This window comes from Roseovarius sp. (assembly GCF_040219995.1).
Classification (GTDB): domain Bacteria; phylum Pseudomonadota; class Alphaproteobacteria; order Rhodobacterales; family Rhodobacteraceae; genus Roseovarius.
On record NZ_JAVJUC010000011.1, the window covers coordinates 19,147 to 38,786 of the forward strand.

Annotated in this window: 19 protein-coding genes and 3 pseudogenes; 7 read left to right on the forward strand and 15 right to left on the reverse strand. The window is 59.5% G+C overall.

Translation table 11 applies throughout. The features are described from left to right. Positions 1 to 303: 303 nt before the first annotated feature. Positions 304 to 921: a hypothetical protein gene (locus RID11_RS02365; protein ID WP_350135668.1), complete on the forward strand. Its 618-nt coding sequence runs from the start codon at positions 304 to 306 to the stop codon at positions 919 to 921. 117 nt (positions 922 to 1,038) lie between these two features. After that, complete coding sequence (locus RID11_RS02370; protein ID WP_350135670.1) at positions 1,039 to 3,240, forward strand: AAA family ATPase; 2,202 nt, start codon at positions 1,039 to 1,041, stop codon at positions 3,238 to 3,240. A gap of 97 nt (positions 3,241 to 3,337) precedes the next feature. On the opposite strand, the gene RID11_RS02375 is transcribed toward RID11_RS02370, so the two are convergent. Then, complete coding sequence (locus RID11_RS02375; RefSeq protein ID WP_350135672.1) at positions 3,338 to 3,517, reverse strand: helix-turn-helix transcriptional regulator; 180 nt, start codon at positions 3,515 to 3,517, stop codon at positions 3,338 to 3,340. After that, on the reverse strand, positions 3,518 to 4,753 hold the full coding sequence (locus RID11_RS02380) for a tyrosine-type recombinase/integrase (RefSeq protein WP_350135674.1): 1,236 nt from the start codon (positions 4,751 to 4,753) through the stop codon (positions 3,518 to 3,520). Between the two features lie 273 nt (positions 4,754 to 5,026). Here RID11_RS02380 and RID11_RS02385 point away from each other — a divergent pair. The 3 genes and pseudogenes from RID11_RS02385 to RID11_RS02395 form a co-directional block, all read left to right on the forward strand. After that, a pseudogene (locus tag RID11_RS02385) lies at positions 5,027 to 5,602 on the forward strand (integrase core domain-containing protein); the annotation flags it as partial. Between the two features lie 37 nt (positions 5,603 to 5,639). Continuing rightward, positions 5,640 to 5,978: pseudogene (locus tag RID11_RS02390) on the forward strand (transposase domain-containing protein); the annotation flags it as partial. 201 nt (positions 5,979 to 6,179) lie between these two features. Then, entirely contained in the window at positions 6,180 to 6,734 is a 555-nt protein-coding gene (locus RID11_RS02395) for a helix-turn-helix transcriptional regulator (protein ID WP_350135676.1), read from the forward strand. 9 nt (positions 6,735 to 6,743) lie between these two features. Here RID11_RS02395 and RID11_RS02400 read toward each other — a convergent pair whose 3' ends face one another. From RID11_RS02400 to RID11_RS02430, 7 genes are all read right to left on the reverse strand, one after another. After that, positions 6,744 to 8,510 carry a pilus assembly protein TadG-related protein gene (locus tag RID11_RS02400; RefSeq protein ID WP_350135678.1) on the reverse strand — a complete coding sequence of 589 codons (1,767 nt, stop codon included), beginning with the start codon at positions 8,508 to 8,510 and terminating at the stop codon, positions 6,744 to 6,746. Beyond that, the gene (locus RID11_RS02405) at positions 8,497 to 8,928 is read right to left on the reverse strand and encodes a TadE/TadG family type IV pilus assembly protein (protein ID WP_350135680.1); all 432 of its coding nucleotides are present in this window, start codon (positions 8,926 to 8,928) and stop codon (positions 8,497 to 8,499) included. Before RID11_RS02405 ends, RID11_RS02400 begins: the two co-directional genes overlap by 14 nt. 4 nt (positions 8,929 to 8,932) lie before the next feature. Next, a complete protein-coding gene (locus tag RID11_RS02410) occupies positions 8,933 to 9,907 on the reverse strand; it encodes a type II secretion system F family protein (protein ID WP_350135682.1) in 975 nt (324 codons plus the stop codon). Next, complete coding sequence (locus RID11_RS02415) at positions 9,900 to 10,841, reverse strand: type II secretion system F family protein (RefSeq protein ID WP_350135684.1); 942 nt, start codon at positions 10,839 to 10,841, stop codon at positions 9,900 to 9,902. Before RID11_RS02415 ends, RID11_RS02410 begins: the two co-directional genes overlap by 8 nt. A gap of 3 nt (positions 10,842 to 10,844) precedes the next feature. Next, positions 10,845 to 12,494: a TadA family conjugal transfer-associated ATPase gene (locus RID11_RS02420; RefSeq protein ID WP_350135686.1), complete on the reverse strand. Its 1,650-nt coding sequence runs from the start codon at positions 12,492 to 12,494 to the stop codon at positions 10,845 to 10,847. Continuing rightward, entirely contained in the window at positions 12,491 to 13,693 is a 1,203-nt protein-coding gene (locus RID11_RS02425; protein WP_350135688.1) for a CpaE/TadZ family protein, read from the reverse strand. The genes RID11_RS02420 and RID11_RS02425 overlap by 4 nt, the downstream gene beginning before the upstream one ends. Positions 13,694 to 13,764: 71 nt before the next feature. Next, positions 13,765 to 13,977 (reverse strand): Flp family type IVb pilin, encoded by a 213-nt coding sequence (locus RID11_RS02430; protein ID WP_350135690.1) that lies wholly within the window; start codon positions 13,975 to 13,977, stop codon positions 13,765 to 13,767. Between the two features lie 348 nt (positions 13,978 to 14,325). Here RID11_RS02430 and RID11_RS02435 point away from each other — a divergent pair, with 348 nt between their 5' ends. Both RID11_RS02435 and RID11_RS02440 read left to right on the forward strand, forming a co-directional pair. Further along, positions 14,326 to 14,796, forward strand: a complete 471-nt coding sequence (locus tag RID11_RS02435) for a prepilin peptidase (protein ID WP_350135692.1) — start codon at positions 14,326 to 14,328, stop codon at positions 14,794 to 14,796. Positions 14,797 to 14,858: 62 nt separating this feature from the next. After that, positions 14,859 to 15,032: pseudogene (locus tag RID11_RS02440) on the forward strand (DDE-type integrase/transposase/recombinase); the annotation flags it as partial. Here RID11_RS02440 and RID11_RS02445 read toward each other — a convergent pair. From RID11_RS02445 to RID11_RS02470, 6 genes are all read right to left on the reverse strand, one after another. Continuing rightward, a complete protein-coding gene (locus RID11_RS02445; protein ID WP_350135694.1) occupies positions 15,026 to 15,607 on the reverse strand; it encodes a TetR/AcrR family transcriptional regulator in 582 nt (193 codons plus the stop codon). The pseudogene RID11_RS02440 and the gene RID11_RS02445 overlap by 7 nt on opposite strands. A gap of 123 nt (positions 15,608 to 15,730) precedes the next feature. Then, positions 15,731 to 16,024 carry a nitrate/nitrite transporter NrtS gene (gene nrtS, locus RID11_RS02450; protein ID WP_350135696.1) on the reverse strand — a complete coding sequence of 98 codons (294 nt, stop codon included), beginning with the start codon at positions 16,022 to 16,024 and terminating at the stop codon, positions 15,731 to 15,733. Beyond that, on the reverse strand, positions 16,021 to 16,800 hold the full coding sequence (locus RID11_RS02455; protein ID WP_350135698.1) for a haloacid dehalogenase type II: 780 nt from the start codon (positions 16,798 to 16,800) through the stop codon (positions 16,021 to 16,023). Before RID11_RS02455 ends, nrtS begins: the two co-directional genes overlap by 4 nt. 43 nt (positions 16,801 to 16,843) lie before the next feature. Next, positions 16,844 to 17,332: a hypothetical protein gene (locus tag RID11_RS02460; protein WP_350135700.1), complete on the reverse strand. Its 489-nt coding sequence runs from the start codon at positions 17,330 to 17,332 to the stop codon at positions 16,844 to 16,846. A gap of 8 nt (positions 17,333 to 17,340) precedes the next feature. After that, entirely contained in the window at positions 17,341 to 18,981 is a 1,641-nt protein-coding gene (locus RID11_RS02465; RefSeq protein ID WP_350135702.1) for a sodium:solute symporter family transporter, read from the reverse strand. Then, complete coding sequence (locus tag RID11_RS02470; RefSeq protein WP_350135704.1) at positions 18,978 to 19,484, reverse strand: hypothetical protein; 507 nt, start codon at positions 19,482 to 19,484, stop codon at positions 18,978 to 18,980. The genes RID11_RS02465 and RID11_RS02470 overlap by 4 nt, the downstream gene beginning before the upstream one ends. Positions 19,485 to 19,640: the final 156 nt, after the last annotated feature.

Below are 19,640 nucleotides of genomic sequence, written 5' to 3' on the forward strand. Positions count from 1 at the left end.
CACGACAAGAACAAATAGGATTCGACTCGTTGGGGCAACACTCAGTATATTGGGGTCGCCAATGGCTATCACACCAAATCCGGCAAGAAAGGAGGTGATGAACCAATGGCAACCAAGGCAACAAAGTCTTGCGGATGCAAGACTAAGCCAACGGGACGAAAGACGGTTAAGGTTAGCGGCCACACCCGTCGAAAGCCCCGCAACTGCTAGTCACTTTCTGAGTGACTAACCTCTGAAGGGGCGGGTTCTTTTCGCCCCTTCTCCCCTTCATCATTCGCCTTGGCCTTATGGGGCTTCGGCTTCATGTTCAAAAGGTTTTTAACCGTGCCTGCAAACACACGATCTTGGCCACCATTCTCTCTCGTTGACATTGTCATCTCCAGAACATCCGTTGGCAAGCCTTCCGATGATGATCCTGACCTATTAAAGCGCCTTGGGCAAGTAATCGAAGCGTGGTCGTGGCTCGAAAGCATGCTGCGTCAATCGTTAGTGATTCTATTTGAAGGAAACCAAGACGCCTCGCACGCTGTTTACTACTCCATGCACTCCTTGAAAGCACGGCTAGATATTATCGAATCCGTTGCAAAGTATGTGGTTCCCTATTGTGATGAAAGAGATGGCTTTATCAGCCTAATCACAAAAGCCAGGAGATTGGCAAAATTCAGGAACAACCTTGTTCACGGCGAGATTCATTCTGGGCACGCAAAAGACTTTCAACTGCTAGTTGGAAACTCAAGAAACCCCGAGCGTTTTGATGTCTCAGACATAAGCGTCAGTGAGATTTTGCGCCACGTAGAGGCGGTAGAACGCTTATCCGAGCAGTTCGCCATGGCGATCACTTCTAGGCCGCAACATTACGTTTGGCTTGCATCATCGCACAAAAAATTTCTACGACCGCAGTATTCCGATCCGGCGGATTAGGGCCGTCACACCCGATGAACCACATAGCGTTAGCGCCCGCCTCAACCATCTCATCAGTAACCTCAGTTGGATCACCGGCCTGTCTTGTTCTATCTACCATTTTCGGCCTGCTTTGTCATGTATATAATCCCCCTTTTTAAGGCGGCCTGGAACGGGTTCGTCGAGACGCGCCATGCCCCTGACGAGCCGGATGACGATGACGTCCTCGTCAATTTGCCGGACGATATGACCCGGCCAGCCCAAAGGCGATCCTGGCAGGCACCGCAAACGCCCATGGCCAAATCCATGACACAGGCGGAGATCGCGGTCGCGATCCAGGATGGCTGCGATCCCTGGGCACAGGCACAAGGCGCCCAAGGGCGCGTGCGGTGTGAGGGGGATCCACCTGCCTCATTGATCGTGACAGCGCTGGCCACCGCCCGGCTCGTTGAGAGCGAAACCGATCTGCAGGCTCTCTTTGAGCCCGGCCGCGTGACGCATTTCATTTGCCCGGCAGGGCCGGTCATGTGGGGTCTCGAACAGATCCTGCCCAACGTAATGGTGCATTGGAAACGTCGCCTATCATTTCAGGACGTTGCGGCACCGCATTCCATTGTCGACGATGATGATGACCCGATTGCGCGCAGAAACCGGCGACGGAAACGGAGCATGCTGGATACCCGCGTAGAACGCAGCCTGGCCCAGAATGCGTCGGTCTTGTTGATTACGACCGGAGAAATGCCACTTTCTGACGCTTTGACAGCGGTCGTCACGCGAACATTCGCGTGGCCGGGTCTCACCCCGGATATCGTGATCGAAACCCTGCGCCTGACCCACAGCGCAACCGGAGAACTAGCGGAGGCAGAGATCCGCAACCGGTTGCCTGACCGGGACGTGTTGAAAACGTTCAGTACAGGCCAGATCGATGCGGCTTTCGGGGCTCCGACGACGTTGAGCGTGGTGGACCGGCTCGCGGAGATCGCGACGAGACTGACACCGCCGGCGCCTGACCTGACGCTCGGTGCGGTGCAGGGCCTGGGCGCGGTCCGCAAGTCTCTGGACCGGATGCTGAACGATCTGAATGCTTGGCGGAATGGCGAGCTTGCATGGTCGGAGGTGATCTCGAGCGCGGTCTTCCACGGCCCGCCCGGGACCGGCAAAACCACCCTTGCCAGGGCCTTCGCAGGCTCTGCTGGTATCCCGATCATTGCTACTTCCTATGCTGATTGTCAGAAGCACGGCCATCAGGGCGACATGCTGGCGGCGCTGAACAGGGCTTTTGCCGATGTAAAAGAGGCCGCGCCTGCGGTACTGTTCATCGACGAGTTGGATGGCTTCTCGCAACGAGACTCGGAACATCAACACTCGTCCTACATGCGAGGGGTCGTGAACGGGCTCCTCGAACAGATCAACCGCGCCAATGACGTCGACGGTCTGATCCTGCTGGGCGCGACCAACGACCTGGAGACGGTCGACACGGCCGTCATTCGCAGCGGCAGGTTCGATCTGAAGCTGCATGTGCCCTATCCGGACAAACGCGGGCTTGAAGCCATTCTGGCGGCGAAGCTGGGCACGACCACTTCCAAGCAGTTGGACCTCGGCTCTCTCGCAGACCGGCTATTGGGTCAGTCCGGGGCCGTGGCCGAAGCCATTGTGCGGGATGCGTCAGGTCGGGCGCGGGCGGATCGGAGCCCGGTTCATCAAGAACATCTCGACAGTGCCGCGGACCAGATTGCACCGGAGCTGGACAAAGAGACACTACGCCGGGCTGCAATCCATGAGGCAGGGCACGTTCTGGTCATGATGGAACTGGGCTGGCCGCTGCCAAATCGAGTTTGTCTCACGTCACAGGGTGGGCAGGTCGAGCACAGGCCGGTCGGGATGCTGACCCCTAATACGGCGCAAGAGCGCTTGCAGGTCTTGCTGGCAGGCCGTGCCGCTGAAATCGCTGTATACGGCAGTCCGAGCTCGGGCGCGGGCATGGGCGCGCAAAGTGACCTGGCACAGGCGACGACGCTCGCCCTGTCCATAGAGCGGCACTGGGGGTTCGGCGACAGCGGCTTGCTCTGGGACGGACTGTCGGCAGGGGATACGTGGCGTGCCCCAGCGGACGTTCGGGAACAAGCTGAGGAGCATATGCGGAAGGCAGAAGCCGGAGCGCTGAAGCTTATCCGAGCCCATAAATCGCTTCTGCTGCGTTTGGCCAAACAGTTGTTGCGTGTCAGAGACATGTCCGGGCAGGATATCGAGGTAATCGTACAGAGCCGTCCCGACAGCGACCAAAGCTCTGCGACAGCGGGCGATGCAATTGATCTGCGCGCTACACGCCGGAACGGCTAAGAGCATTCCGAAGACCAGCCAGTTCATACGACACTGAACACCCCGCCCGGCGCGTCCTGCGGCGGGCGGGGTATTGTGAGGTTGGCCTGTCAGGCGATCAGGCTTCGGGGCGACTGGCCAGCCAATCAGATATGGTGCTGTAATGCCATCCGATGAGACGTTCGGTCAGTTTGACCGGGGCCGGAAATGTGCCCGCTTCGATATGTCTGTAAATGGTCGAGCGGCTCAGCCCGGTAATAGTCTGAACTTCTTTTTGTCTTAGAATTTTGTCGTGCATTTATGTCCTCTTATTGTTTTGACACGACGGTCTTACCACGCTTCCGGTTAAAGCCATGTTTACGTTTTGTTCAGAAATTCCGGTTACAAAAGCCGCCCAGGCATTCATGTAGGGGGCCCGTTTCATGATGTAGGTTGTACGATTATAGGCATCGATGGCGGCATCGCCTTTTCTGACATGGCCAATGCAGGCCTCCGCGATCTCGAACGGGCACTCGCTCTGGTCCGAGAGCCATGTCCGCAGCGAGGTTCTGAAGCCATGAGGGCGCGCCGGAATATCGTTCTCCACAAGATAATTGCGCATCGCCATCTTGTTCAAAGGACCACCCTTGGCATTGGGAAACAGGTACCCGTTGCGTTGATGCGCTTTCGCGAGTTCGATCACGTGCAGGGCTTCCCGGCTCAAGGGGACATCGAACCCATGAGCGCTATCGACGCGACCCTTTACATGGAGCGGTGGGATTTCCCAAACCGGTCCCCTGATCTGATCCCGTTGCATGTTATTTACCGAGTCCGCACGAACCCCGGTCAGGATCAGCAGTCTCAAGGCGAGCTGCGCCGGATCATCATCCGACAGGCTCGCGTAGAATGCAGGCACGTCCGACCAGGGAAGTGCGAGACTTGGCTTGGCGAGTTTCCTGTTCTCTCCGAGAATGATGACCGCTTCCTCGATCACCGCACGGTTCACGAGAAATCCCTTTGCCCGCGCATATTTGAATACCGTCCGCAGGCGCGAGATGGCTTTCTTCGCGGTGACCGGCTTCTCGTGCCAGATCGGCACCAGCGCATGTGCAATGTCATCCTGGTCGATCTTTACAATCGGCATCTTTCCCAACCTGGGGAGGACATGCAGGCGTAGCGGGCTGATCCAGCGCCCATTTCCGCCGGAATGCTTCAGGTTCCCCTTGTGCTTGTCAAAGGCGTCCCACGCGAGTTGTTCGAGACCGCCGTCATGTCCATTCGATTGCTGCCGCATCAGACGGCGCTGTTTGACCGGATCGATATCAGACTGCACCTGTTGCCGGGCCCAATCCGCTTTCCTGCGAGCCTCGGCCAGGGAGACATTCTTGAAAGACCCAAGACCCATTTCTCTTTGCCGACCCCAGAGCTGAAAGCGAAAGACCCATTGTGCGCCTCCGTCAGCGCGCTTATGAAACCACAGACCCTGCCCATCGCAGTGTTTTCCGGCCGGGAGAGACTTGAGTTTTGCAACCGTGAATGCGTTCGATTTTGCCATGCTAATATCCTCTTTGTTATATACGTTCTGGCGTGACGCTGCCCGGTTCATTCCGGGACGCCGTGACACCTTAACCTAACGACATTAAAGGAAAATTTATTCCGATGGCACTTGGTGAGAACGTATGACACAATGAGAATACCCCTCCAGCGGGGTAGCTTTTGTTTTGGGGCCGGGCGCGAGGCGCCCGGCTGGAAAGTGGACGGGATAGGTGCTCAGCCACAAACGCTGTGCTCAGTGGCTCTCGGCGGTGTGCGCTGTTTCCTTACGCGCAAAGTCCCGCAAAAACAACCAAAGAAGGGCCGGCTCTGGCTGAACGATGGCTCATGCATCCGGCTCCGACCTGAGCGCCCGAACCATGTCTGGTCCTACGACTTCGTCCAGGATCGGACCCACGACGGATGGGTATATCGCACGCTCAATATCATCGATGAGTTCACGAAGGAGGCCCTGGTGATCCGCGTCAAACGCAAACTCAATTCCGTCGATGTGGTCGACGCCTTGACCGACGTGTTCATCCTGCGCGGTCCGCCGGAATACATAAGATTCGACAATGGCGCGGAATTTATCGCCAAAAAGGTACGCGCCTGGATCGGCGCGGTGGGCGCCAAGACGGCCTTTATTGCGCCAGGATCACCGTGGGAGAACGGCTACTGCGAAAGCTTCAATGCCAGGTTCCGGGATGAGCTTCTGAACGGTGAGGTCTTCTACTCGCTACGCGAGGCCCAGATTCTGATCGAGAAGTGGCGCCGCCACTACAACACAGTCAGACCGCACAGCGCTCTGGGATACCGCCCACCAGCGCCCAAAAGCATCGTTCCGATAGACCAAAGACCGACCATGCACTAACATTTAAAACGGACCACTCAGTGGGGCAGACCACCTATCCAGGCTCTCCACCGCAAACAAGTTGGCAATCCCCCACAAATGCATCGCAGAATACTGGGACGGGCTGATTCTGTTCCTCGGCGATGGTCGCATCGAGATGGACAGCAACGCCGTGGAACGCACCATTCGCACCATCGCCCTGCAGCGCAAGAACGCACTCTTCGCTGGTCACAACGCCAGAGCTCAGAATTGGGCCATGCTCGCGTCGCTTATCGAAACGTGCAAACTGAACCAGATCGAGCCGCACAGCTACCTGACCGGCATCCTGACAGCTATCGAAAATGGCCATAAACAAAAGGACATCGACCAGCTGCCACCCTGGAACTTCGAAACCTGAAGCAACGCTTACGATTGTCGAAACCGCCGACGTTGTATTTTGGACTCTGTTTGTAAAAATCGCCGGTCACGCTGTTCCAATACGCACCGGGATCGTTCTTATTCATAACGTGCAACAAAAACTCACCTTTTGTGCCCCAGAAGTGCCTGAATCGCAGGAAACAATAAAAGTTGACTTAAAATACACATGGAGTTGGGAAGAATGACCCTGAGTTGGCTTACCGGTTTTGGCATTGTCACCGCGATTGCGGCTTTGAAAACTTTCATCGTCTACAATCTGGTTCTTACGAGTTCCAATCCGGGCTGGGCCATTCTGTCAGGACTGTTCGCCCTGTTTTTCGCCCTGACCGCGATCGTGGCCTACTTGAGCTACGTGCAATTGCGCGGCTACATCTCGCGGCAGCGTAAGGAAAAGCTGACCCCGGGCGCGAGCGAACCGATCGCCAAGGAAACGGTTGTCTTGCGCTATGCGCCGGATTGGGGATTGTCGCAATCCGAAGCGGATGTGGCAATCTTCGTGGCCAAGGGGTTTTCGAATGCCGAGATCGCCGAGATGCGCGGAAGCGCTGTCACGACCGTCAAATCGCAGCTTGGGCGGATCTACCAGAAATCCGGGCTGGAAACGCGCTATCAGCTGATCGCCTTTGTCACCGACGAGGTGTGTTCGATGGCGAAAGTGTCGGACAAGGCCGAGGCGAAACTGGACACGCAGAAGGCGTTGCCGCTGGCCAGTCGGCGCACGGAAAACGCCGCGTAACCGCAGAGGTTACTGGACTAGCCGCAATCTCTCGCAATGATGGCCAGTCAGCGTCAGTTCACCTGCCCCGAGTTTGAGGCCGACCGCCGCAAGTACGCTGTCTATGACGCCGTCCACCGGCGCTGCCAAAGACGCGAACAGCTCTGCCGGCAATACGCTGAGCAAGCTATTGACCACCGGTGCGGCCACGCCCGAGATCAACCCCTCTTGGCCGGGCTTGATGCGCAACACGGTGTTGTCCCCGGACAGGAGTGCGGATACCGCGGAGGTCACCGCCTCTTGGGATCCAAAACTGCGGGTGGTATCGCCCGTCGATACGTCACTGCGGGTGAAGACGATCTCGTCGACGGCCGATGTGCCGACCGTTGTGTGAGCCTTGCCCTGGATGACGAGGTCGGCCAGGACGAGGTTGGTCACCAGAAGCGGTATCTCGATCCGCACGGTGAGCAGGTCCGCGAAGTCGAGTGTCGCGGGATCGATCGGGGTCGAGGCGGGCAGTTTGCCCAGGTACAGTGCCGCGACCGACGTTCCGTTCTGCGAGTGCAACGGTGTTGGCGACACCGAGAAAGCCGCCGCAACATCGGATGGCGCCGATCCGCCGCAGCTGATTTCCTCGAGGGTGGCCGTGGCGCCGGCGAGTTCGACGTGGATGGGCACGTCCAGCCTTGTGGCGAGAACGTTCAGGCCCAGGCCGGTCAGCAGGCCGGGATCGGCGGAGATATCGAGTGACAGACGGGCCTCCGCCCGGTTCAGTTGCACGCCCTCTTCGCCGAGAGCGACCCAGCCGGATCGTGCGGGCGGCTCTCCCGCGGAAAGATTGACCTCGGTCGACAGGATGCCCTCGACGTTCGTACCAAGGTCAAGCGTCACGGCGGGATCAAGGCCATCGGCCCCGACAGCCGCCTTGACGAGGTCGAGCGCCGAGAGGGTCATCTGGTCCAGGAACTCGGTTACGGTCAGGCCGAGATCGGTGTCGATCCCGCCGACGACGGCGGAGACAGGGATAGTTTGCCCGGACGAGGCACTTGCGAGCCTGTCAAGGCTTGTGGCCAGCGAGGGCGGGAGTTCCGCGCTCACGGCGTTGAGCAGGGTATCTATGCTGGGTGTCGCGTTCAGGATCTCGGCCGGATTGGCCGAACCGGAATCCTGCACCCTGTTCAGCGTTTCGGTAAGCGCGCCGAGGTTGATCTGCGTATCGGCGAGGGCCGTGACGTCGGCCACGGAGAGTTGAGCGCCGGCCCCGAATTCCGAGGTCAAAAGGGCATTCAAGGAGGCGGCATCAAGCTTGGCCAGGTGGCTGTCCAGCGAAAAGCTGGCGGCACCGGTGCGCGATGACAGCGCGGAGCGTTCGAGAGCGACCCTGGTTGCACCGCTGAAGACCTGCGCGAAATGCAGGGGAGAGCTGTCGCGCAGTGTCACGTGCGCTGCGTTGATACCCGGGGCCTCAGCGTCCAGCGGCTGAAAGCGCTTCGCGCGCGGGATGGCAGGATTCCGAAGGTAGCGCCCTAATTGCAGTGTCTTGAGCGTTTCCTCGGCGCGCCCGTTCCGCGTGATCGTGGCCATTGCGCGGGTTTGCGCCGCGTCGGTGTCTGCCGCGGCGCTCATCGCGCTCAGGTCACTGACCGACTGGAGCTTTGCCCGGTCCCGGTAGAGAGACGCCACATCCACCCCCAAAGCGACGAAACCGATCAGGACCGTCATCATCAAGGACACGATAACCGCGACAACCCCGTCTTCGTCGCGCTGGAACCGTTTGCAGAATTCAATAGGCAACATAGGCGTTTCCCTTGATGGTGTTGATCCCCAACCCCAGGAACCCGTTGGCCACATCCAGCAGAGTGCCTTTGGCGTCATAGCTGACGACGACCGTGATGGCGCTGTTGGTGCCTGCTGTGAGATCGAGTGAGGTGCTGATGGCCTCGTTCGCCAAGAGCGGATAGCGGTTCTCGGCGTCCGCAAGATAGGCGTTCGCGATGCTGCGCCGCTCGGTCTGATCAAGGCCCGCGACCGACGCACGCGCGGCCCCCGCTGCAAGCTGGTTGACCGAATGGCTGATGCCCATGAAGAAACCAAGCGTGATGATGCCGAAGAGCAGTGCGAAGAGGATCGGCGCGATCAGCATGAATTCGATTGCCACGGCGCCCGAGGCGTCGTGCCGAAAGCGTTCTGCCCTGTCGATGACGCGGTTGAGCACTGGCTTAGCCCCCCGAAAGGATGTTGTCGAATATGCTTAAGGCGGCGGGGCCGACCAGAACCACGAAAACCGCTGGCATGATGCAGAAGATCAAGGGGATCGTCATGATCACCGGAAGCCGTGCAGCCTTTTCTTCGATCCAGAGCAGGCGATTGGTGCGCTGTTCGGCAACGAGGTTGCGCATCGCGCGGGCGAACGGGGTGCCATATTTGTCGGACTGCTCGAGCGCCTGCGTGAAGATCGCCATTTCGGGCAAGGGCACACGCGCGTTGAGCTTTGCATAGGACGCGTTCCGATCATTGGTCATGGCGATTTCCGAGACCATTTGCTGCATCTCGCCGGAAAGCTCTTCGCAGGTATGGTGCATCTCCCGGGCCACGCGATGCAGGGCCTGTTGTGGCCCCTGGCCCGCCTCTGACGAGATCACCAGAAGCTCAAGCAAATCCGGGAAGGTGCGCCGAATACGGGCGAGCCGTGTTTTCCGGCGGCTGTCGACGACCACGTCCACACCCATCGACAGGCCGAGGGCGACGGCAATCACACTGGCCGCAGGCATGAGCATCGGCAGGCCGACGGGGTAGGTCACCAGGACCCAAACGCTTCCGCACAGGAACGCCCCGAGTGGCAGGACGGTTTTCAGAAATGCAAAGACCAGCAGCGCGTCACGACCCTTGTATCCGGCCGAGCGCAGATCGGCGGCGGTATCGCGGGCCTCGCCGCCCAGGATGACCGACAGGCGCTCGCCCATGCGCAGGATGATCCTGCGCAGCCTTGCGCCAACGTGTCGGCACAGGCCAGACGGGCGCGCATCGGCCGAGGCAGCGCGCGCGACGCCCGCATCGCCATTGGCGCGGCGCAGACGCAGGGCGATGCCCGCGCGCCTGCGTTCAGACTCCACGAGTGCCGCGAGCGCCAGAAACGCGGCGACAAGGCCGACAAATGCCAGCCAGGCGAGGGGGGGCATCATCTGCTCAGACATCCAGTTTTCCCATTCGAACCATGATGTAGACGCCCATGCTGACGCTGGTCAGGGCAACCGCCGCCATGACCTGCCCGCGCGGATCGGTATAGAGCGGTGCCAGGTAGGCGCCGTTCAGCACGAAAAGCGCGATCGCGATGGCAAAGGGGAGCGACGCGAGGATCAATGCGCTGACCCGCGCTTCGGAGGACAGGGCGCGCGCCTTCTTGCGCAGCTTGCGCCGTTCGCGCAGTTGCCCGGCAAGGTTCTCCAGCGTTTCAATCAGGTTGCCGCCGGTTTCGGCCTGAAGGGCTGTTGCGACTGCAAAGAACCCGATCTCGGGGGTGCGCAGGCGACCGTACAAGGCCGCAAGGCTGTCGGGCAGTGATGTTCCCATGCAGATTTCACCGTGGCAGCGTGCAAACTCTGCCTTGACCGGGCCGCTGGTCGTCTCGACGACGATCCTGAGCGAGTCCGAGATCGGGCGTCCAGCCCTGAGCCCTCGGGCAAACACGTCCAGGGCTTCGGGCAGGCTCTCGCTGAAGGCCGCCTGGTAGCGCTTGCGCGCGATGCGCAGGCCCATCGCGGCGATCACGCCCGGGATGACGACGGCGACGAGCATCGCCGACACGGGATGGATGCCGAGAAAGAGCACCGACAGGCCATAGATCGCCAAGGCGAGCACCGTAACCTGCACGCAAAGTTCCATGGAGGTCAGGTGCAGTCCGGTTTGCGAAATCAGCGCGTCGATCCTTGCATGCAGGCTGTCGCGGGACCTGTCCCTAATGAGCAGGCGACGCGGCGCGCTGAGCGGTGCCACCCTTGGCGCCGTGATCCCGCGTTGCAGCCGGGCATGGTGCCTGCGCTTGGCGCGGTCCGCATGGACCAGCACCCAGAGCGCAAGCCCCGCGAAGATCGACAGGCTGGACGCCAGGAGAAGATAGAAGACGGTCACAGCCTAGCCTTTCAGAACCGCGTCGAGCTCGGCGGTGACACCGTAGTTGGCGGCCCGACGCGCGAATTTCGGCCGATAACCGGAATACCGGTAGGTGCCCCGCACCTCGGTGCGTGTGCTTTCGCCGTCTGTTTCAAAGGTAAAGAGATCTTGCAGGGTGACCACGTCCCCCTCCAATCCCGCGATTTCCGAGATCGAGGTGATGCGGCGTGTCCCATCCCGCATCCGCGACACCTGGATAACCAGATGCACCGCGTCGGCCAATTGGCGGCGCACCACGCTCGACGCCATGTCGAACCCGGCAAGGGCGGCCATGCTCTCGATCCGGGTTAGCGCCTCGCGGGGGGAGTTTGCGTGCAGCGTGCTCATTGATCCGTCGTGACCGGTGTTCATTGCCTGCAAGAGATCGAGAACCTCGTCGCCACGGATTTCGCCGATGATGATGCGGTCGGGCCGCATCCGCAGCGCATTGCGCACCAGCGTGCGCATGGTCACTTCGCCGGTGCCCTCGACGTTTGGCGGGCGCGTCTCGAAGCGCACGACGTGCGGTTGCTGGAAACGCAACTCGGCCGCATCCTCGATGGTGACCAGTCTTTCGCCCGCTGGAAAGAATTGCGACAGGGCATTCATAAGGGTGGTCTTGCCAGAGCCCGTTCCGCCCGAGATCAACACGTTGAGCCGCAGGTAGGCCGCCAGCCCGAGAAACCCGGCCATTTGTTCGGACAGGCTTCCGCCCTGTACGAGGGATTCCAGCTTGATCGGTGCGGCTGGAAATTTGCGGATCGTGATGGTTGGACCGTCGATCGCCAGGGGCGGAACTGTGACGTTGACGCGGCTGCCATCCTTTAGCCGGGCGTCGACCATGGGCTGGGCCTCGTCGATCCGGCGGCCAACGGCGGCAACCATCCGGCTAGCCACCGAAAGCACATGGGCGTTGTTGCGGAACCTGACCGGCGTCAGTTCAAGCTTGCCACCACGTTCGGCGTAGACCTGCGTGGCCCCGTTCACCATGATATCGCTGACCTCATCGTCGGCAAGAAGGCTCTCAAGCGGGCCGAGCCCAAGCATATCCGCGAGCACCACCTGCACGAGATCGGCCACTTCGCGGCCGTTGAGGTGCATCTTGCGTTCCTCGGACAGGCTGTGGATCGCGTCGTGAATTCGAGTTTCCTGTTCGCCGCGTGGCAGATGTGCCATCTCGGTGAAATCAAGGACCTCGGACAAGGACTGGATCATGTCGGTGGCCATGCTCATCATGTCCGAGCCCGGCGCGACAGCGGGTGCCGCGGGTTGCTCCGGTGCGGGCTGTGGCGCGGGGTCGCGTGACACCTGCCGCATCGGCGTGGCACTGTCCGGGCCGGTCGTGACAGGCCCCTCGTGTGGTTGCGTCACGGGTGCGAAAGAATCCGCCGGCGCGTCTTGGTCCGTATGCGAGGGTACGGGTTCATCCGCCGCCAAGACGGCGGTGGCCTGTGTCAGCAGGCTGCGTTGCCGGACCAGCGGGATCGGCGAGTCGGCAGCTTCGACAACGAAGGTCAGGGCGGTGTTGGCACGCTCTTCGGGTGACAGTCCATCGGCATCGATCCGGCGGGCGATGTCGAGGACCTGCGCCAAGGTGCGGCGTTCGGAGAAATCGATCACGTGGTCTTTCATCCGAAGAGGCCTTTCCGCTTCTTGCGCTGCTTCGGCGCGTCGGCTGGCGCCTGTTGCGCCTGATCCCAGATCCCACGCACGGCCTTTGCCCACGGGGAACGCGGCTGAAGCGCGACCAGTGGTTTCGCGGCCTTGTGCGCCTTGGCCAAGGCCGCCGCGCAGCTTGGCAAAGTGGCCGTCAGGGTGATGTTCAGGGTCGTCTCGATATCCTTGACCGGCAGGCCTGCATCCTGTCGGATGTCCGACAGAACCGTCAGTACGGGGAAGTCGGGGTGATCGTTGCGCAGCTGCGCCATAAGGCGGCTTGCCGCGTTGACGCCGGCAAAGCCTGCGGGCAGCACCAGGATCAGCTTGTCAAAGGCGCCGATCAGATCCGGTTGACGCATGACCGTGCCACGCGGCAGATCCGCGATGACGGTTTCAAACTCTTCGCGAAGGCGTGGCACGAGCGTCTTTATACCCGGCTCGTACGTGTGGGCGTTCTGTTCCGCGCGAACCTGTCCTGAATAGAATGACAGGGTATCGCTCAGGTGCTCCATGGTCGCGCTGAGAAACGTTCTGTCGACGCGGCTCGGTGCGCTGAGCGCATCGAAGATGCCGCGCGTTTCGTCGCGGTCGAGGTCGATGGCCTGACTGCCGAATTCCAGATCGGCATCCAGAAGCGCGGTGCGCCTCCGCGCCCCTTTCGGCGCGGAGGCATAGGCGGCAAGATTCTGTGCCAGCAAGCTGGCACCGACGCCGCCCTTGCAGCCGATCACACCAATGGACAGCCCGTGCTTTACCCCGGGCACCACCACCGCAGGAGACGGCGGCGGCGCGGGAGTGAGGCTGGCTGACAGGATGTCCTGTGCGGAAACGGGGAATGGATAGTAATCCAGCGCGCCCGCGTGGCGCAGGGCGCGATAGGTTGCGAGATCATTGTAGGTGCCCAAGACGATCACGCTGATATTGGCACGGCGCAATTCCTCGACACATTCACAGGCCATCGAGATCGAGAGCAGGCCCAGCTCGGCCAGCACGATGGTGCCCGGCTCGGTCTCGGACAAAAGTCGTGCCGCACCGCTCAGCCCGCCGCCATGCAGGGACTGCATGGATTTGCCTGTCTCGGACAAGACGGACTTTGCCACGGCGGCCCCTTCATCGGTGCACATGTAGGCCTCGAAGGCGACCGTTTGCTTGTTTTGATCGTCGAAAGGCATGGCTGGTCTCCGCAGGTGTCGGTCAGAGGGCTCAGAGGGGTCAGGACGGCCCCTCCACTCCATGCTCGCACTCACTCGGAGGTGTCCTCGATCCCCGCGTCGGACAATGCTGTGCTCATCTGGCTGAAGCCTTCGTTGGTCTGACCGCCGAGCGTGGCGACCGTGCCGACGATGACGGCGCCGACAAGCGCGGCAAAGAGGCCGTACTCAATCGCGGTGGCACCTTCGTCGTCCATGGAAACGGTGCGGGCGACAAAGCGGAGTGTTTTGCGTGCAAAGGTCATGGTCGTGTCTCTCTTTCGTTTGTCAGGTCGCAGTGACCCGGGTGAGTGAAGTGAACACGGCGAGAGTGACCGTTGCTGACGGCTTTGCGATATCCTTCCATGGTCGACGCCGGTTGATCCGTCCTTTTGAAATAGGTCTATCATACCAAGGTCGGATGCGTTTATGAGCGAAGTTGGGCAGGATCAGGCGCAAATGTGGAGGCTTTGAGGCGCCGCCAGAAGATGCCACATCTACTACACAAACCGCACACTATTCGACGAATCATTCGCCTCGAAGCCTAGCTGTTGAAGCCAGGTGACCGCGACAAAGATCGGTGAAAACAGGTGCTTGGAGAAGGGCGAACGCATATGCCTATTTTTGATTTCGCAATCTCGGCGCACTGGCTTCTGGCGCCGCTGCTGGTCGCGGTGATACTTTACGATCTGCGGTTCATGCGTCTTCCCGACACGTTGGCCATTCTCTTCGTCCTGGTCTTTCTAGCCAGCCTGTTGAACGCCGCATCACTGAACTGGGCGCTGCCCCGGTTTGGTGTGGGCGCTTGCATCTACGGGCTTGGCATCGCTGCGAACCGGGCGGGTCTTGTGGGCGGGGGGGACGTCAAGGTGTTGGCTGCCCTCGTCCTGAATATAACCCTGAACGGGCTGCTTTTATTCTCCGCCTTGCTGTGCGGGATGCTGTTGCTCGGTATTCTTGGCCTTGGTCTATTGCGGAGCGTGGTCGAGAAACCGACCAACTGGCGAGCCCTCAATGAACGCGAGCGGTATCCGGTGGGGTTGAGTATCGGATTGGCGGGACTGGCATTCATTTGGATCGCCTGAGATGCCACCGGGCGAGTCCAGGCGCGTCGGCGCCATCCCCGAAAAGGTCCGGTGCCAATGCCGTGGTGAAGGCGGAAGACCTGGTCACGGCACCTGCGCATATCGTGATGAAGGCGTCCAATGAGTTCCGGGACAAAACCTCGCATCCCAACGAGCTTTGGCAAACTGACTTTACCTATCTGAAAGTCCTGGGCTGGGGCTGGTTCTACCTGTCGACTATCCTGGACGATTACTCTGCGGCGATGTCTTGATGATCGAAGGCCGACATGGCGGAGTCGATGATTGCCCTCAGTTCGTCGGGCCCCGGAGCCGTCTTCGCAATTACGTTGAGACCCTGTGAAATGCAAAGCAAGTATTGGGCGCGCGCCTCGGCGTCTTCTAGGCCATCGCGCTCTAGTGCATCGCGAAATGCCTCTCTCAGGCGGTCCAGGTGTTCCGTCATCAAGCTCGCGACCTCCTGATCTGTTTCCTGGAGTTCCATGAAAGCGTTTGTCCCCAGACAGCCCCAGCGACGATTGCCGTTAAGGATTCCATCGGCAATGAAATCAAGGTACGCGCGTATGCCGTCAAGACCGCTGCGGCTCGAAAGCATGAGGTCGAGACCGGGGCGGTTCATCTTCTCAAGGTAACTCTGCACTACCGCCAGAAAAAGGCCGTGTTTACTGCCGAAGGCAGCGTAGACGCTCCCCGGCTTGAGGTTCATCGCATCGCAGATTTCTTGGATCGGCGCCGCAGCATAGCCCCTCCGCCAGAACACATCCATGGCGCGGGCCAAGGCTTCGGCTTCGTCGAATTCTCTATGTCGTCCCATGAAAAGTACCCATAGTCATCGTGCGGTAGTACTTAAATCATTCTACCGCCACATTACAGGGTCGAATGAAACCGTCCCCGATGCGTGCACCTGCTACGGCCTCTGATCCCGACCCGGTAAGCTTCACGATCCCTCTTGTGCTTTTTCAGTTCCGGTTGCTTCAACGGCCGCAGACTCGCGAACTGCAATCACTGATGAGTAGCTGGAAACCAAGTAGGGTACGCAGAAAGTCAGCATGATTTTCATTGCCGATGACGCATCGATATCGCGCTGCCACAGACTGTCGCCGTGATTGATGACCGCCAGGATAACCCCGACGATCATCGCCACCCGTATTGCCCTCTTGGCCACAGGTTTGCTGAAAGCCACGCGCCAGATGCTTGGGACGGAATCTGCGGCGTGCTCTTTGCCGCTCATGCTACCGGAGCATTGCCATTCGGCGACCGCTCATGATCACGGGCCCTCCCAAGCGATGCAAGGTCATCGAGCGATTTCAAGCGGTGATCGGGTTCCATGCCGAAGTTCTCCATTTGCATCCGCAGCAGTTTGAACATCGTCGACGGGCCTACAGTATCTGCCGCAGCTATCTCTGTGGCCAAGGCTTCGCGAGTGACGCGTTCGATCCAGGCAACTTGAAAGCCATAGTTCTTCGCGGCGCATGCATCGAATGCATTGGACGATACAAAGACTGTGTTTTGCGGCTTGACGTCCAGGGTTTTCTCCACGAGCGCGTAGGCATCGCCATGCGGTTTGAACACGCCCCCCTTGTCGATGCTGATGACTGACTCCAGTTTGCCTTCCAAACCAGTGTTCCTCACGAGGGCGTCCAGAATCTCCTGGTTGCCGTTAGACAGGATGGCACGCGGTACACCGGCGAGTGCGTCGAGCGCCGAGATGCTGTCGTGATACGGATTGAGGTGCAGATACTTGTCCATGATACGGTCGCGCACGGCCTTGGTGCTTTCCACACCGACAGCGTCCAGTGTATAGATCAACGACTCCTCGGTAATCTCCCAGAACGATCGATAGCGGCTCATCAGCGAGCGAAGCCAAGTGTATTCGAGCTGCTTCAAGCGCCAAACTTGCGTGATCAGATCACCATGTTCCGGAAATTCCTCCTTAGTGATTTGCGAGACGGATTGCACATCGTAGAGCGTTCCATAGGCGTCGAAAACGAATGCGTCGATTGTCATGTCTGGTTCTCCTTAGTGTCGTTGGGTTCAGTCCGGTTCGGGGCTAGACAGCGAGATACGCAAAGCTGGCGATGAATATGAAGCTAGCGGCCACGGCGCCCGAGGCTCGGATGACCGTCCACGACATCTCGGTTACTAGGCCGCGCGTCAGCCCATACAGGAACAAGGCAAGGCTTACGGTCGCGGCAAGCGTCGCTATCTTTGCGCCGGGCAGACCACAATTCAGGCTGTAGGCAAGGGCAGGAGCGCCGAACCAAAAGGGCAGCGCCTCGGCGGACACCAGTGCCGATACCCGTGCCATCGATGCGCGTGCGCCGAAGGCCCGTATCATCGCCCAGACGATGATCGAGAACCCGACCCAGATGGCGGCGGTCTGAGCCGTGCCGCCCAGGGATACGAAAACAAGCGCCTCCGTTTGGCTGACCCCCAATGCCGCGACTTGCTCGTGGTTCCCAAGCAGGGTGGCGAGGCTCCAGAGGAGCCCCGCAATCGGCATGCCCAGCAGCGTGGGCCAGCGTCCACCGATGCTCATCGTTGCACTCACCATGGCACGAGCCCCCACATAAGGATGGGCATCCACAGCGCGGCGAGGATCAGCAACCACTGACTGCTGTCATACCGCGTGCGCGTGACATGGGCCCAGCCATGCATGGTCTCGACCAGCTCCTGTGCGCGACCGCGCTCATGCGCCGCAGCCTCCGCCGTCAGTTTTTCAGCCGCCAAAGAGACCACGATCGTCAGGATGAACCCGACCGGGACCGAGATGAGCGACGTCGCGAAACCCAAAGCGGCTACGATACCCGTGCCGACCGAGAATCCGGCAAACATGTACGGTGACAACGCGATGTAGAGCGCGCCGGATACAAGACTGCCGGTGAACGCGCCCCAAACGTTGATCCGCGTTGACCAGACCCCTAGAACCACCATCGGTGTAATCGCTGTGGCACACAGACCGAAAGCCCAGAAAATCGATGTGATCAGGAAGGCCGGGGGATTGAGCGACACTAACAGCGAGACGACGCCAGTCCCCGCCAGAGCGACGTAGCCATAGCGAAGCTGCTTGTTTTCTGTCAGTTGCGGACGCAGAACGCCGACGATGTCGTGACCGACAACAGTTGCGACGCCGATCATCAGTCCGGCGATGGTAGAAACCCCCGCCGCCAGCACCCCGGCAATCACGAATGCCGAAACCCATTCAGGGTTGTAGGCAAGATTGAGAAGCAGTGTGGTCTTGTCAGCCGCCTCTCGCGTCAGTTCCTCGCCAATAAGCGCGAAGTGATACACGCCGGCAAAGCCCATTGCGTAGGTCCCCAAGAACATCAAACCGACCCAGAGACAGAACCATGGTACAACAATACGCGCGGCCTTTATGCTTTCTGAGGTCAGAACCCGCTGCGCCAATTGTGGAAGACCAAGCGTGCCTATGGTGAGCGCCACAAAAAGAGCCAAGTAGAACCGCGCCTCGAACTTCAGGTCGAAAAAGGTTGGAATCCGCTCAAGCAGGGTGTCTGTCAGCCCGCCATATCCCAGAGGAGGAAACCAATAGCCCGAGACATCCATTGCTTTGAGTATGGCTGCCAACGGAACGATTAGGGCAATCATCATGATGACCATCTGGATGGCATCATTGTATGTCGCGCCCTTCATCCCGCCAATCGTGATGTAACCTGTAATCACCAATGCAGACAGGATCAGCGACGGCGTATACGGCAGGCCCAGCAAGACCTCGAAGACCTTTGCGATACCGATGAACTGACCGATCATGTACATGAGCATGATCAACAGCATCCACCCAGCGGCGAGAAATGCGGTGTTCCGCCCGTAGCGGAGCTGAACAAAGTGAACCGAGGTGAAAGCCTCCATCCGGTAGAGCGACGCACCATAGAGCAGGACCAGAAGCGGAACGCTCAATATCAGCTGCACCCACATGTAAACAAATGGAAGGTGCAGTTGCTGGATCAGAGCGACAACCCCGAGAAACGTGGCCACGCTCATCCATGTCGAAGACGCCGCAAGCGAGTTGACCAGAGGCCCGACAGAGCGACCTGCCAGATACAGGTCGGTCGCGTTCGTGGTCTTTCTGTTATTGATCAGCGCAACGGTGTAGTACAGGCCAAAAACCGCGAAAGTGATGCTCAGTCCAAGCCAGATGTTTTGAAGTTGCCAGTCAGCGGGAGTCATTTGGCCGCCTCCGTGACTTTGTCGGCACCGATCGACGAGCGAACGTCGGTAGAGATCGGAACGTCAGTGTTGCCCTGACGTGTTGCCACGTTCTCTGCCTCGATCTCGTCCTCCAGCCGGTTAGCGTATCTGCACCAGATTATCGACCAGATCAGCACGCCGATCGAGCCCAGAGTGATTGCAATAAAATAGTGAACAGGTAGCCCTAACACCCTGATACTATTGTTTGTTCCCAGCAGGACAGCCCATAGGCCAGTATGTCCTAGCAGGACGTATATAATTCCGAATCCCATCGTGGATCGCACTTCTTTGATGTACGCGGTCAAAGAAAATTCCTCCCTTTTATGGCAGTCGGAACTTAGGCAGCAACTCCCCAACCGCACCAGTTCCTCGTGCACCAAGCGGCGACAAGCGCCGGTAGGAGTGAGCTTAATTTTTCTTGAATTTGGATTCAAGAAAAATAAAACCTGCCAGTTCAACGAAATGAGTGAAAAAGCAGTCATGTGTGAGCGACGCCCCTCCTTACGCTAGAGCGGGTTGCGAGCTTTCTGATTCAGATTCCCATGAGGCTTGATTTGTGATTCCCTATCTGCATGGCAGATATGGGGGTTTGAGATGGGTAAGCCACATCCTATGGCACTTCGTGAGAGGGTCGTCGC

Excerpts from the sequence above, each read along its gene's own strand:
- RID11_RS02400 (WP_350135678.1), bottom strand. The coding sequence starts at position 8,510 with ATGTTGCCTATTGAATTCTGCAAACGGTTCCAGCGCGACGAAGACGGG.
- RID11_RS02430 (WP_350135690.1), bottom strand. The coding sequence starts at position 13,977 with ATGACCTTTGCACGCAAAACACTCCGCTTTGTCGCCCGCACCGTTTCC.
- RID11_RS02435 (WP_350135692.1), top strand. The coding sequence starts at position 14,326 with ATGCCTATTTTTGATTTCGCAATCTCGGCGCACTGGCTTCTGGCGCCG.
- RID11_RS02395 (WP_350135676.1), top strand. The coding sequence starts at position 6,180 with ATGACCCTGAGTTGGCTTACCGGTTTTGGCATTGTCACCGCGATTGCG.
- RID11_RS02365 (WP_350135668.1), top strand. The coding sequence starts at position 304 with ATGTTCAAAAGGTTTTTAACCGTGCCTGCAAACACACGATCTTGGCCA.
- RID11_RS02380 (WP_350135674.1), bottom strand. The coding sequence starts at position 4,753 with ATGGCAAAATCGAACGCATTCACGGTTGCAAAACTCAAGTCTCTCCCG.
- RID11_RS02465 (WP_350135702.1), bottom strand. The coding sequence starts at position 18,981 with ATGACTCCCGCTGACTGGCAACTTCAAAACATCTGGCTTGGACTGAGC.
- RID11_RS02375 (WP_350135672.1), bottom strand. The coding sequence starts at position 3,517 with ATGCACGACAAAATTCTAAGACAAAAAGAAGTTCAGACTATTACCGGG.
- RID11_RS02455 (WP_350135698.1), bottom strand. The coding sequence starts at position 16,800 with ATGACAATCGACGCATTCGTTTTCGACGCCTATGGAACGCTCTACGAT.
- nrtS (WP_350135696.1), bottom strand. The coding sequence starts at position 16,024 with ATGAGCGGCAAAGAGCACGCCGCAGATTCCGTCCCAAGCATCTGGCGC.
- RID11_RS02370 (WP_350135670.1), top strand. The coding sequence starts at position 1,039 with ATGTATATAATCCCCCTTTTTAAGGCGGCCTGGAACGGGTTCGTCGAG.
- RID11_RS02445 (WP_350135694.1), bottom strand. The coding sequence starts at position 15,607 with ATGGGACGACATAGAGAATTCGACGAAGCCGAAGCCTTGGCCCGCGCC.
- RID11_RS02425 (WP_350135688.1), bottom strand. The coding sequence starts at position 13,693 with ATGCCTTTCGACGATCAAAACAAGCAAACGGTCGCCTTCGAGGCCTAC.
- RID11_RS02410 (WP_350135682.1), bottom strand. The coding sequence starts at position 9,907 with ATGTCTGAGCAGATGATGCCCCCCCTCGCCTGGCTGGCATTTGTCGGC.
- RID11_RS02470 (WP_350135704.1), bottom strand. The coding sequence starts at position 19,484 with ATGACTGCTTTTTCACTCATTTCGTTGAACTGGCAGGTTTTATTTTTC.
- RID11_RS02460 (WP_350135700.1), bottom strand. The coding sequence starts at position 17,332 with ATGAGCATCGGTGGACGCTGGCCCACGCTGCTGGGCATGCCGATTGCG.
- RID11_RS02420 (WP_350135686.1), bottom strand. The coding sequence starts at position 12,494 with ATGAAAGACCACGTGATCGATTTCTCCGAACGCCGCACCTTGGCGCAG.